General features: G+C 73.9%; 10 protein-coding genes. 5 read left to right on the top strand and 5 right to left on the bottom strand.

The window, feature by feature from the left end:
* The first annotated feature begins 2 nt into the window (after positions 1 to 2).
* A complete protein-coding gene (locus JKJ07_RS34300; RefSeq protein ID WP_202996105.1) occupies positions 3 to 1,190 on the top strand; it encodes a helix-turn-helix transcriptional regulator in 1,188 nt (395 codons plus the stop codon).
* Here the strand turns inward: JKJ07_RS34300 and JKJ07_RS34305 are convergent.
* From JKJ07_RS34305 to JKJ07_RS34325, 5 genes are read right to left on the bottom strand one after another with little or no spacing between them, the layout of a single operon-like run.
* Complete coding sequence (locus JKJ07_RS34305) at positions 1,160 to 2,206, bottom strand: FAD-dependent monooxygenase (RefSeq protein ID WP_202996106.1); 1,047 nt, start codon at positions 2,204 to 2,206, stop codon at positions 1,160 to 1,162. The two genes, JKJ07_RS34300 and JKJ07_RS34305, sit on opposite strands and share 31 nt — an antisense overlap.
* On the bottom strand, positions 2,206 to 3,453 hold the full coding sequence (locus JKJ07_RS34310; protein ID WP_202996107.1) for a phenylacetate--CoA ligase family protein: 1,248 nt from the start codon (positions 3,451 to 3,453) through the stop codon (positions 2,206 to 2,208). The genes JKJ07_RS34305 and JKJ07_RS34310 overlap by 1 nt, the downstream gene beginning before the upstream one ends.
* A complete protein-coding gene (locus tag JKJ07_RS34315; protein WP_202996108.1) occupies positions 3,453 to 4,202 on the bottom strand; it encodes an amidohydrolase family protein in 750 nt (249 codons plus the stop codon). Before JKJ07_RS34315 ends, JKJ07_RS34310 begins: the two co-directional genes overlap by 1 nt.
* Positions 4,199 to 5,296, bottom strand: coding sequence for a 3-dehydroquinate synthase II family protein (locus tag JKJ07_RS34320; protein ID WP_202996109.1), 1,098 nt, complete (start codon positions 5,294 to 5,296; stop codon positions 4,199 to 4,201). Before JKJ07_RS34320 ends, JKJ07_RS34315 begins: the two co-directional genes overlap by 4 nt.
* A complete protein-coding gene (locus tag JKJ07_RS34325) occupies positions 5,293 to 6,081 on the bottom strand; it encodes a 2-amino-3,7-dideoxy-D-threo-hept-6-ulosonate synthase (RefSeq protein ID WP_202996110.1) in 789 nt (262 codons plus the stop codon). The genes JKJ07_RS34320 and JKJ07_RS34325 overlap by 4 nt, the downstream gene beginning before the upstream one ends.
* Before the next feature lie 769 nt (positions 6,082 to 6,850).
* Between JKJ07_RS34325 and JKJ07_RS34330 the strand changes: the two genes are divergently transcribed.
* The 4 genes from JKJ07_RS34330 (at position 6,851) to JKJ07_RS34345 (ending at position 12,822) form a co-directional block, all read left to right on the top strand.
* Positions 6,851 to 9,640 (top strand): helix-turn-helix transcriptional regulator, encoded by a 2,790-nt coding sequence (locus JKJ07_RS34330; RefSeq protein ID WP_202996111.1) that lies wholly within the window; start codon positions 6,851 to 6,853, stop codon positions 9,638 to 9,640.
* 89 nt (positions 9,641 to 9,729) lie between these two features.
* Entirely contained in the window at positions 9,730 to 11,283 is a 1,554-nt protein-coding gene (locus tag JKJ07_RS34335; RefSeq protein ID WP_236030392.1) for an FAD-dependent monooxygenase, read from the top strand.
* A gap of 85 nt (positions 11,284 to 11,368) precedes the next feature.
* Positions 11,369 to 11,992: a hypothetical protein gene (locus JKJ07_RS34340; RefSeq protein ID WP_202996112.1), complete on the top strand. Its 624-nt coding sequence runs from the start codon at positions 11,369 to 11,371 to the stop codon at positions 11,990 to 11,992.
* A 50-nt stretch (positions 11,993 to 12,042) separates the two neighbouring features.
* Positions 12,043 to 12,822 (top strand): macro domain-containing protein, encoded by a 780-nt coding sequence (locus tag JKJ07_RS34345; RefSeq protein ID WP_202996113.1) that lies wholly within the window; start codon positions 12,043 to 12,045, stop codon positions 12,820 to 12,822.
* Position 12,823 lies beyond the last annotated feature (1 nt).

Raw genomic sequence — 12,823 nt, forward strand, 5'->3', positions numbered from 1 at the left:
TGATGGTGTTCCCACGCATCGCGGGGCACGCACTGATCGGCCGGGACGAGGAGCTGACACAGATCGCCGGCGTGCTCGACCGCCTGCGGCCGGGGCGGCTGACCGTGCTGGCCCTGGAGGGGCCGGCGGGCAGCGGCCGCACCCGGCTGCTCGACGAGACGGCGCGGCTGGCCCGCGCCCCGGGCCGGGACTTCACCGTCTTCGCCGAGCCGGAGTGGGCCGGCGCGGTCGGCTCGCGGCAGGTGTTGCGCACGGTCGGCGACCACCCGGGGCCGCTGCTCTTTCTGGGTGACCATCCGCGCCGGGTCGATCCGCGGGCCTGGGCCGTGCTCGATCTGCTCGCCGAGACCACGCCGACCCTGGTCGCGGTGACCGGGCCGGCCGAGGGGGCCCGGCTGCCCGCCGCCGACGTGCACCGGGTGCAGGTGTCGCCGTTGTCGCCGGGCGCGCAGGCCGAGTTCGTCGCGCGGCTCGTCGGCGGGCGGCCCGATCCGCTGCTGATGGACCTGTGCCGGGTGGCGGCGGGGCGGCCGGGCGCGCTGCGCGAGCTGATCGCGGGGCTGGACGAGGAGGGCATGCTGCGCCTGGACGGGGGCTGGGCCGTGCTGCGGGTCAGCCGGCTGCCCCGGCGCACCGAGGCGTATCTGCGCGGGCAGGTCGCGTCGGTGTCGGCGCCGGCCCGGCACCTGTTGCAGGCGGCCGCGACCGTCGGGGTGTCGTTCCCGCTGCTGCGCCTGGCCCGGCTGATGGGGGTCGGGCCGGTCACGATGCTGCCCGCGCTCGAGGAAGCCCTCGAATCGGGACTGCTGGGCGGCGACGGGGAGCTGCTCGCGTTCGGGCACGACCTGGTGCGGGCCGCGGTGGAGTCGACGTTGCCCCGGCCGGTGGCCGCCGCCCTGCGACCGGAGGCGCCGCGGCGCGCGAGGCCGGCCCCGCCACCGCGGGCCGAGCCCCGGGAAAGGGACTGGTCGAGCCTGAGCCCCCGGGAGCGGGAGATCGCCGAGCTGACGAAGCAGGCGCTGACCAACCAGCAGATCGCCAACCGGACCGGCATCACGACCCACACCGTGAACTTCCACCTGCGGCAGATCTTCCAGAAGCTGGGGATCGGCTCCCGGGTGGAGCTGGCGGCCCTGTGGCCCCAGGAAGGCCTGCCGGTTCATGATCCATATCCGAAGAGCCAGTCCTGACCCGGCAGGCCCACCGCGGCCAGCCGGTCGTCGCGGGCCCGCTGCGAGGGCCCGTCCTCGAAGTGGTATTCGCGCGCCCCGGCCAGCCCGGCCGCTGCCACCCGGGCCACTCGTGACGCCCGTACGGCCTGGTAGTTCTCCACGCCCTTGGCGATGGCCTCCGCGTCCTCGAGGGCCTGGCACGCCCCCTGCGCCAGAAACGGCAGCAGCGGATGCGCCGCGTCGCCGAGCAGGACGACCCGCCCACGCCGCCAGGCCGACCGCGGCCGGTCGAACAGCTCATATCGGTCAAAACGCCCCGCACACGAAACAAGCGACAGCGCCGAACAATGCCAGCCGTCAAATGAGGGCGCCGCCAAAGATGAAGGCATCACAGCGACGACATTGAGGCTGCCGTCCCCGAGCGGATAGCTCACGAGATGCCGCCCCGGCCCCAGCCGCACGATCACCCGGTTCCCGTGCGCGGGAAAGTCGGGCACGACCGCTCGATAGGCGACCCACCCGCTGGCCCGCAACCGATCCGCGACGACGGCCCGCCGCACCACCGAGCGCAGCCCGTCCGCCCCGATCACCACGTCCGCGGTCAGCCGCGTACCGTCCTCGAGCGACACCACCACGTGGTCGCCGCGATCGTTCACGCCCGTGCAGGCGGCCCCGAACCGCACGTCGACCAGCCCCAGCAGCATCCGGTGCAGGTGCGAGCGCCGCAGCGTGTAATACGGGCTGCCGTAACGGCGCACCGCCGCCGCCCCCAGCTCGACCGTGCCGATCGTGGCGTCGTCGCTCCACCGCCGGATCTGCCGCTCGGCCGGTCGGCAGGCTCCGGCCAGCTCCCCCGCCAGCCCGAGCCGGTGCAGCACCGCGGAGCCGTTGGGGGCGATCTGGATGCCCGCGCCGGTGTCGGCGAACCCGGTCGCGCGTTCGAGCACGACGCATCTGACACCGCGGCGGGCGAGCACGGCGGCGGTGGCGAGCCCGCCGATGCCCGCGCCGACGATCACGACCTGGCCGTCCATCAGTAGTACTCCAGGGCCTTGTTCCAGTCCTCACCCTCGTGGAACAGCCCGCGCGGCTTCATCACCTCGGGTTCGGCCGTCAGCAGCCGCTCCGGAACGAGTGAGCCGGGCGGCAGCGGTTCGACGACCACTTCGAGCCCGTACGCTCCCCCGACCGCCTCCCGCAGCTCGCGCGCGGCCCTCCCGGCGTACGGGGAAGGCACTTCGATCTGGATCAGCAGCGACGTCTTCGTGGCCCGGGCCCGCCAGAACATCACGCCGTACTCCGCGGGCAGCCCGAACACGAGATCCTCGACGTCACCCTGGCTGAGCTCGGCCGCGCCGGTGTGCACGGTCCAGGCCGAGCGCCCGAGCACCCGCACGACGGGCAGTCCCCAGCCGCACAGGCAGTCCGGGGTGGACACCTCGACGGCGTCCTCCAGGTTGTACCTCAGCAGTGGCATGGCCTCGCGGTAGAGCGGCGTCACGACCAGCTGCCCGCGTCCGGTCGGCGTGGTCTCCCCCGTGACCGGGTTGTGCACCTCGAACAGCGCGCGGTCGGCCCACAGATGCAGTTTCCCGTACGGGCATTCGCCGGCCAGGCTGCCGGTCTCGGTCGCGCCGTACTCCTCGACCACGGGCGCGTCCCAGATCTCGGCGATCCGCCGCTTCTTGGCCGGCCCCAGCGGGTCCCCGCCCACGAACAGCGCGCGCAGGGCCGGAAAGTCCTTCTCGGGCCGCAGCCCTTTGAGGCGCGCGGCGGCGGCCCAGATCAGCGTGTCCGTGGCCAGCGACCAGGTCAGGGTCACCCCGAGGTCGTGCAGAACCCTGACCACTTTCGCGTACGGCATGGCCAGCGAGCGGTTGTCGGCGGGCACCACCGTCGCGCCGCGGGACCGGGCGGCCGCGTGGGCCAGATGCCCGGTGATCATCAGCGCGTACGGGGTGCGGACGAGGAAGAGGTCGTCCGGCCGGATCCCGACGTGCTTACGGGCGTAGCGCTCGACCAGGTCCTCCCAGTCGCCGGGCGTGTAATAGGAGGCGGTCGGCACCCCGCTGCTGCCGCTCGACTCGTGATAGGTGGCCAGCTCGGCCCGGTCGACCGCGAGCAGCCCGAACGGATAGGCGTCGCGCAGGTCCTGCTTGGTCGTGAGCGGATAGGCGGCCAGCTCGTCCCGGCCGGCCGGCACCCCGCGCCTGGCGTAGAACGGCGACCGCGCGGCCGCCTCCAGGGTCAGCTCCAGCCGTTCCTTCAGCGCAGTCTCCATCACATCTCCTCCGAGAGGACCCGGCACGCGTTCGCGCCGAGAACGGCCGCGCGGGCCGCCGGGTCGAGTCCGAGCGCGTCGATCTTGCACAGCTCCACCTCCGGCTGCTGCAGCGGATACTCGGTGCCGAACAGCACGCGGGCCGCGCCGAGCCGGGCCACGGCCAGCCGCGCGGTGACGGTCAGGCTGCCGGAGAGCTCGGCCAGCACGTTGTGGCTGCCCTCGAGGGCGTTGAGCCCGGCGATGTCGAGCCCGGTGTGCCCGCAGTGCCCCCACACGAAGGTCACGCGCGGAAACCTGGCCGCCAGCCGCACCAGGTCGGCCGGTCGTCCGCCGGGATGGGCCACGGTCACCACATAGACCGGGTGGCCCGCGCTCCCGGCGACGGCGACCAGCTCGGCCACCCGCTCGTCGTCCAGCCGCCCCCCGTGCACGGCCGGCGAGATCTCCAGGCCACGAAAGTCAAAGGCACGTTTCCCGTACGCCTCCACGTCGCGTACGGGGTCGGCGAAGAAGAACGGCAGCAGCCGTCCCCCGGACCGCTCGCACGCCTCGCGCACGCCCTCGTTGTCGGCCGCCGTCTCGGTGCGCCCGCCGTCGTTGAGCTGCTCGGCCAGCCGCTCCAGGGGCAGCAGCCCGCCCGCGCAGACGGCGGCCCGGTCGATGCCGGCCTGGTCCATCATGGCCAGCAGCCGCCCTGGCTCGCCGTCACCGGGCGCGAGCCGCGCGTGGAAGTCGACGACGGTCATCGCTCGTAGCACAGTTCGTCGATCGGGTAGCCGACGTGCCGTTCCCGGCCGGGCAGGTGCCCGAGGATCTCGTCGCCCGGCTTCAGCTCGGTCGTGTTGAGCACCGCGGCGCCCGGCCCCAGCACCCGTACGTGCCAGTCGTCCTGCACGATCAGGTTGACCGGCTCGCCGTCCGGGGCGGTGGCGTCGATCGCCAGCAGCGGCCGGGTCTCGATCTTCACCCGGCCCACGGTCACCTTCCGCGTACGCCCGTCGGCCCCGACCGCCAGCACGGTGTCCCCCGCCGACAGCTCGCTGAGATAGCGCGTGTGCTCGCCGTCGGCCAGCGTGTACGACATGATCGCGCCCGCGTTGACGCGGAACGGCCGGGTCGGCATGTAGGGCAGCGGGTGGGTCTCGCTGACGCACAGCATGAGTGCCTTGGCCCACGACCCGACCAGGATCCCCTCGTCCGGCCGCAGATAGGTGCACGTGTCGACGCAGGCCCGCTCGCCCGCCCCGACGTGCCGGATGCCGGTGACGGTCAGCGTGACCAGGTCGAGCTTGGGCGAGGGGGCGCGCACCAGGCCGGCCAGCCGGGTCGCGTCGCCCGGCCGGGGCGCGGTCAGCAGCACCCCGTCCGGCCCGTGCTCGAGGACGCTCAGGTGCACGACCGCGTCGTCGACCCCGCCCGCCTCGGTGATGATCGTGCCCGCCGTCCGGGCCGCCGCGGCCAGCACGATCTCCATCGGGATGTTGGTCGGGTCGGCGAAGCTGAGCAGCGTCACGCCGTCGCCGCGGACGGCCTCGCAGGCCCGGTCCAGGCTGGCCCGGTCGGTGACGTCGTGCCGCTCGCCGAAGCGCACGCCCGCGAACCGCTCGGTGTCGACCGGCGTCCCCGGCGCGACCAGCACGAGGTCGGCCGGGCCGAGGTCGTCGGGCAGCCGGTTGCCGCCGGCCACGAGCACGCGGGTGACGGTGGGTGGCAGCCCGGCCAGGTCGGCCGGGTCGCCGGCCACCACGGCGTCGAACCGCTGGTGGATGGCCTCCTCGGTGACGGCCCGCTTGGTGTCACCGGCGGCCCGCAGGTCGAGCCAGCACAGCTTGGCGGTCATCGCGCACCGACCGGGATGCGGTGGCCGTGCACGAGGTCGGCCAGCCGGGCTGTGACCGCGCCCGGGTCGTCGGCGGTGAACACCGTACGCCCGGCGGCCACTCCCGACGCGCCGGCTCGCAGGGCCGCCCCGAGCCGGGCGATCGCGCCCTCGCCGTCCGTGGCGTCGCCCCCGGCCGCCAGCACCGGCACCGGGCAGGCGGCGGTGATCCGGGCGATCGCCGTCGGGTCGTCGGGCAGGGCCGTCTTGACCAGGTCGGCGCCGAGCTCGGCGGCGACGATCAGCGCGTGGGCGACCAGCTCGGGGTCGCGGCCGTCGGTGACGGCGGGCCCGCGGACGTACATCATGGCCAGCAGCGGCACGCCCCAGCGGTCGCACTGCTCGGCGGTCGCGGCCAGGTGGGCGATCTGCCGGTCCTCGGTGCGCGAGCCGACGTTGACGTGCACGCTGACGGCCTCGGCGCCCAGCCGCAGCGCCTCGGCCACGGTGGCCACCGGGTATTTCGCGTCGGGGTCGGCGGCCAGGCCGGTGCTGGCGTTGAGGTGCAGGATCAGCGACATCTCGCGGAACCGGTCCGGCCGCACCCGCCGGACGGCGCCCTTGTGCAGCACCACGGCGTCGGCGCCGCCCTCGGCCAGCCGGGCCAGCAGGCCGTCGAGGGTGCCCCGATGGGCCAGCGGCCCGGCGCCGATGGCGTGGTCGAGCGGCACCACCAGCAGGCCCGGCTGATGCCGGTGGAGCCGGCGCAGGCGCAGGCGCCGGGCGAACGATCCATTGGCGTGCACGGTTGTCACCTCGCAATTCGTGTTCCCATTCGCTTGGCGACGCTAGCCACGCCCGGAATCCGGGCCCACTGCTCGAATGAGTAGGTGAGCGCCGGTATTCGCCGGATTCGCAGGTCAGCGCCTTCCGGCCGGCTTTGCCCCGCACACGAGTAGTTGCCGGCACGCGTTATCGGCATTGGGATCGGCCAATGAGAGCAGCCGCCGTGATCATCGGAGCCCACCGCGCAACCCGGCTCGTACGTCACCCGTTCGGGTGAATCCTGGAAGCACATCCGCCGTCGGATCGTCCTTGACGGACACCGCGGCCGGGGGGATCCGGCCACTCTTTCGTGGAGGTGAGCAGCGTGGTCCGGGTGACTTCGCCCGCCGTCGATGGACCCGTACGGGTGACACGCGACGCGACCTGCGAAATGGTCACGCATTGACGGCCACGACGGTCCGATCAATACAGTTCGACGGGTCCGGTTGCTCACCGAGGAAGGGCCAGGGATCGTGGAAGCGACGCGCAACGCGGTGACCTCGCCATCCAATGATCGATTGGATTCGGGCGGCCGCCTACGGCAAGGTGCCCCACGACACGTCCGTTCCTCGGTGGTCGGCCGGTCGGAAAACCCGTCCGGACAGACGGTGAGATAAACCCGCAAAGGGTATTAACTTCATCGCCGTCGAGGACCACAATCGACGGCGCCCCTCGAGACGAGCGACCTTTGGCGAGGGAGACGGGTTTGCTGGACGAGCGTTCCGCCGACGACGGTGGCGGAGGCCGCGCATGACCGAGCGCATCGTCGGCCGTGACCGGGAGCTCGAGCTGCTGCAGCGCGCGCTCGACGACACCGCCCGCGGCACGGGCGGCTGTCACGTCATGCTGGGCCCGCCCGGCATCGGCAAGAGCAAGCTGCTGCGCGCCGCGGGTGACTACGCGTTCGAGCGCGACATCGCGGTGGCCGCCCGCGAGGCGTTCCGGCACGACATGGCCGCCCCGCTGGTCACGCTGGCCGGGGCGTTGCAGGCGTGCAGCCCGCCGGCCGCCGACTTCGCCTGGATGGCCGAGGGCGAGGCGGGCGAGAACGGCAACTACGCCCGCATCTATCGGCTGCGCGAGTCGCTGGAGCGCTATGCGGCCCAGCGGCCCCTGCTGATCGTGATCGACGACGCGCACTGGATGGACGAGCTGAGCGCGCTGGCCATCCGCGAGCTGGTGCCCGCCCTGGCCTCGGCCCCGGTGCGGTGGCTGCTGGCCGGCCGCTCGAAGGAGACCGAGGCCGCGGGCTGGCAGACGCTGAACTGGCTGGCCGCGCGGAGCACCCCGATCCGGCTCGACGTGCTCGACGACGACGCCACCGAGCGGCTCTGCGAGGAGGTGCTCGGGGCCAAGGTCGACAACACGGTGCTGTCCCTGGTGTCCGGCTGCGGCGGCAACCCGCTGCGCGTCGAGCAGTTGCTGAGCGCGCTGCGCACCACCGAGCAGATCGTGATCGCCGACGGCACCGCCACCGTGGTCGGCGACGACCTGCCGTCGAGCTTCGTGACCACCGTCCGCGACATCATGGGCTCGCTCTCCGACCAGGCCCAGTGGCTGCTCAAGGCCACCTCGGTGCTCGACCGGCCGTTCGACATCGAGACCGCGGCCCGGCTGATGGGCAGCGAGCCGGTCGACCTGTTCGACCTGATCGACGAGACGATCGCCTCGGGCATCCTGGTCGAGGACAAGGACGGCATGACGTTCCGGCACGACCTCGTGCACCAGGCCGTCCGCAACACCCTGGGCGCGGCCCGGGCCCAGCACCTGCACTCCGAGGCGGCGGCCCTGGCCCGCGAGCACGGCCGCCCGATCGCCGAGATCGCCGCGCACTTGCTGCACAGCGGACGCCGGGGCGCGGCGGCCGCGGTGACGATGCTGCGCGACAACGCGGCGTCGGCCGCCACCAGCGCCCCCGGCGCGGCGGCCGACCTGATGCTGCAGGCGCTGCACGCCGTCGACGAGACCGAGCCGGGCCGCACCGAGATGGTCGCCGACACCGTCGGCCTGCTGGCCTCGGCCGCCCGCGTCACCCAGGCCCAGAAGCTCGGCGAGCAGGCCCTGGAGGCCGGGCTGGAACCGCGGACGAAGGCGTCGCTGCAGCTCGGGCTGGCCGAGGCGTCCAAGCATGCCGGTCAGAACAGGCGGGCCGCCGAATACGCCGAGGACGGCCTGAGCCAGCCGGTCATCCCCCAGCCCGTCCGGGCCCGGCTGCACGCCATCCACGCCCACGCCACGTTCTACCTCGACGACTATCGCGCGGCCGACCGGGCCGGGGCCGAGGCGGACCGAATAGGCCGTGAGCACGAGCCCGGCGCCGCCGTGTTCGGGCTCACCGCGCGCAGCCTGGTCGCGCAGGCCGAGGGGCGGCTCGACGACGCGTACGGGCATGCCGCGACCGCCACCGAGCTGGCCGACGGCAACGCCGGGGTGGCCCTGCACCGGCACCCGCGGATCTGGCTGGCCAACGCGCTGACCTCGCTCGACCGCTTCGACGAGGCCGAGAAGGCGCTGCGTCGCGGCCGGCAGGAGGCCCAGGCCCTCGGCACCGCCTGGGCCCAGCCGCTGCTGCACTTCTACGCGGCCCAGCTGCTCATCGCCCGCGGCCGGCTCGACGACGCCACGGCCGAGGCCGACGCCGGGGTGGCCCTGGCCGAGCAGCTCACCGCGTACCAGCTGACCGTGCCGCTGCTGGGCACGCTGATCCGGCTGGCCGTGCTGCGGGGCGACCTGGCCCAGGCGGCCGACTATCGCGACCGGATGACCGCGCTGACCGCCACCGGCATCACCGCGCCCCCCGAGGACGTGGAATGGCCCCTGGCCACGCTGCTGGCCTCCGAGGGTGACCCCGGCCGGGCCGTCGGGCTCATCGGCGACGTCTACGACCGGCTCGACGACCGGCCCACCCTGATCGCGCAGAATCCGGCGGCCACCCCGGCCCTGGTGCGGCTGGCCCTGGCCGTCGGCGACCGCGACCGGGCCGGCCGCGTGGTCGAGGCCGCGGCCCGGCTGGCCGCCCGCAACCCGGCCTCGCACACCCTGGCCGGCGCGAGCGCGCACGCCGCCGGGCTGCTGCGCCGCGAACCCGAGCAGCTGCACCTGGCGATCGCCCAGTTCCGCCAGACCGACCGGCCGCTCGCCCTGGCCACGGTGCTGCAGGACGCGGCCGCGCAGGGCCGCTCGACCGACCGGGCGGGCGCGCGGGACTGGTACGACGAGGCCAACGAGCTGCTGGCCCAGGCCGGGGCGGCCGGCTCGCAGCACTGGCTGGTGGCCGAGCTGGGCGGCTGGCGCGGCGCCCCGGCCGCCCCGCCCGAGCCGGTGACCGAGCACAAACCGTCCCTGCTGGACCGGCTCTCCCCGGCCGAACGGCAGGTCGCGCTGCTGATCGCCACCGGCATGACCAACATCGCGGCGGCCCGGCAGCTGCACCTCTCGCCGCACACGGTGGACAGTCACCTGCGCAAGGTGTTCCACAAGCTCGAGATCCACAGCCGGGTCGAGCTGGCCGGCGTCGTCACCCGGGCGGGCGCCACGTAAACACGTGATTCCGGCTCCGGTCACGTCACCCGAGCATGGCGGTAGGTGTTGCCACGACACCACCACACGGGGATCCGGGAGCCGCCATCATGTCCGCATCGCACACGCCCGTGCTCGTCGTCGGGGCCGGCCTGGCCGGCTGCGTGCTCGCGCTCGAGCTCGCCCATCACGGCGTCGCCAGCATCGTCGTCGAACGCTCGTCGCGACCACCCCGGCATCCGGAGCCCAACCTGGTCACCGGGCGCGGCATGGAGCTGCTGCGCCGGCTCGGGCTGGCCGATTCCGTACGGGCCGTGGGCGCCGACCCCGACAGCCCGGCCACCGTCGTCTGGAGCCGCGCCATCGGCGAGGACCCGGTGCTGGTCAACTCGACGCCGTCGGCCAACGAGCTGCGCCGGCGATACGCGGGCACCGCCGGCGGGAGCGCCCCCGTGGAGCCGTACGTGCTGCTCACCGGCGAGGGGCTGACCACCCGGCTGCGGGCCGCCGTGCGCGGCAACCCGCTGATCGAGCTGCGCGAGGGCTGGACGTTCACCGACCTGCGGCTCGAGGCCGACCGGACGGTGGCGACCGTGCTCGACGGGGCGGCCCGGGTGCGCCATGAGATCGAGGCGGGCTACCTGGCCGGCTGCGACGGGGCGCAGAGCACCGTGCGCCGCTGCCTGGGCGTCCCGCTGCGCGACGCGATCACCCCGGCCCGGCACTGCACGGTCTCGTTCCGCAGCGACACCCTCCGCCTGCCCCACCCGGCCCTGTCGACGATCACCGCCGACGGCATGGCGCTGATCCGGCGGGCCGGCCACGACCTGTGGATCGGGCACCTGCCGCTGGACTCCGACGACGCCGACCTGACCAACCCGGCCGCGCTGCTCAGCCGGCGGCTCGGCCCCCGGGCGTACGAGATCGTCGGGGTCACGCCGTGGCAGGAGGCGCTCGGCATCGCCGGCACGTATCGGCGCGGCACGGCCTACCTGGTCGGCGAGTCCGCGCACCGGTTCCACCCGCCGAGCGCCACCGTGGACACCTGCCTGGCCGACGCCGTCGACCTGGGCTGGAAGCTGGCCGCAGCCGTCCGGCGCTGGGGCGGGCCGCACCTGCTGGGCAGCTACGAGGGTGAGCGCCGGCGCCAGGCCATGCTGGAACGCGAGACCCTGTCGCGCTCGCTCGAGGTCCGGCTGCGGTTCGGGCGGCTGGCCGCGGCCGGCGCCTCCCCCGACCGGCTGGCCACGCTGCTGCGCCGGCAGGCCACCGCCGTCGACCCGGACGGCGCCACGGCCAGCCGGCACGACACCTCGCCGGTGGTCTGGCACGACGGTCCCGAGCCGGCCGGCACCCGGCTCCCGGCGGTCCGCACGGCCGGCGGCCACAACCTGTTCGACCTGCTCGGGCCGCAGTTCACGCTGATCGACCTGACCGCCGGCCACGAGGGACGGTCGCTGGTGGCGGCGGCGGTGGCCCGCGGCATCCCGGTCGGGCACCTGCCGGTCGACGACGCCGCGCTGCGGGCCGACTGGCGCAGCCGGCTCGTGCTGGTGCGGCCCGACCACCACGTCGCCTGGCGCTCGCCCCGCAAGCCGTCCGATTGGGACGCCGTCCTCGACGTCGTCACGGGTCATCGCGCCCAGGATCACGTGTCTACGTGATGTGGCGGGCGCCCCTGTTTCGAGACGCTCTTGAGGCGCGGACCTCCCCGTCCCGCGCCAGATCGATCGAAAAGGACACCGCGAGATGACTACGGCCCCGACCGCGCCGCCGGCCTTCGAAGGTTTCGACGAGACCGCCGTGTCCCGATGGGTGGAGCGCCTGTCCGGCAACACCTCGCCCCGCCGCAACCACTGGAAGACCAAGGAGATCTACTTCGAGGCCGCCACCCGGATCCTCGAGGCGGTGCCGCGGCCCACCCTGAACTGGAAGAACATCGTGGCCGCGGCCGACAAGGGCTGCCGCAGCACGTTCTACGAGGTCGCCGGGGCGCACGCCCGGCACCGCATGGTCGACGAGCTGATCAACGACGGCGGCTCCGACGCGATCCAGATCGCCCTGCGCTACCTGCGCAGCGACCCGGTCGAGCAGCTCATCGACGAGACCAAAGTCTGGTCTTTCTGGCCTTACCGGCAGCGTCTGCTCCGCACGATCACCACCGGCATGTCGGCCGAGGTGATGGAGACCGAGCTGACCGCCGCCCTGTCCGGGTGGGCGGTGCGCAACCGGTCGCTGGCCGCGGCCGTCCTGTTCACTCCCCCGGCCTGCGCGGTGGAGGACCTGACGGTGATCCACCGGAGCCGGCTCTCCGGCACCCAGGCCGCCACCCGGCTCACCGACGTGGTCCGCGCCCACCTGGCCGCCCACTGACCACGCGGGGCCTGCGCCGGCTGGCGACCCACGGCTTCGCCGCCTTCGGCGTGGCCGCGCTGCTGCTCCAGTCCTATCAGGCCGTCTGGGACGAGGCGCTGTTCGCCGGTCACGCCGTGCCCGTCGCCCTGACGGTGGCGGCCGGCTCCCTGGCGTACGGGTGGTGGCGCGCCCGCCCGGCGCGGTCGGTCACGCGGGAGCTCGACCGGCCGCGCTGCCGCATCGAGGTGCTGCCAGGCGACCTGTTCGAGCAGGCCGACAGCCACCTGGTCATCGGCTTCACCGACGTCTTCGACACCGACGTGGGCGACGGCCGGATCGTGCAGAAGTCCAGCGTGCAGGGCCAGTTCCTGCACCGGATCTACCTCGACGACGTGGCCGGCCTCGACGCCGACCTCGGCAAGGCCCTGACCGGCATCCCGTTCACCCCGGCGGCCAAGGCCCTCGGCAAACGCCACCGCTACCCGATCGGGACGATCGCCACCCTGGGCGAACCCGACCGCCTGTTCTTCTGCGTGGCCTACAGCGAGATGGATGCCGGCCTGGTCGCCCAGTCCTCGGCCGACAAGCTGTGGCTGAGCCTGAGCCGCCTCTGGGCCGAACTGCACGACCGCGGCCAGCGCCGGCCCGTGGCCATGCCGATCGTCGGCGCCACCCTGGCCCGCGTGGACGCTCTCGACCGCGAGGCCCTGCTGCGCCTCGTGCTGCTCTCGTTCGTGGCCGCCTCCCGCGACCGCGTGCTCACCGACCGGCTGCGCATCGTCGTCCGGCCCGACGAGTTCTCCCGGCTCAACCGGGCCGAGCTGCAGGCCTTCCTCGACTCGCTCTGAC

It is taken from the genome of Paractinoplanes lichenicola (assembly GCF_016785085.1).
GTDB classification, from domain to species: Bacteria; Actinomycetota; Actinomycetes; order Mycobacteriales; family Micromonosporaceae; genus Actinoplanes; species Actinoplanes lichenicola.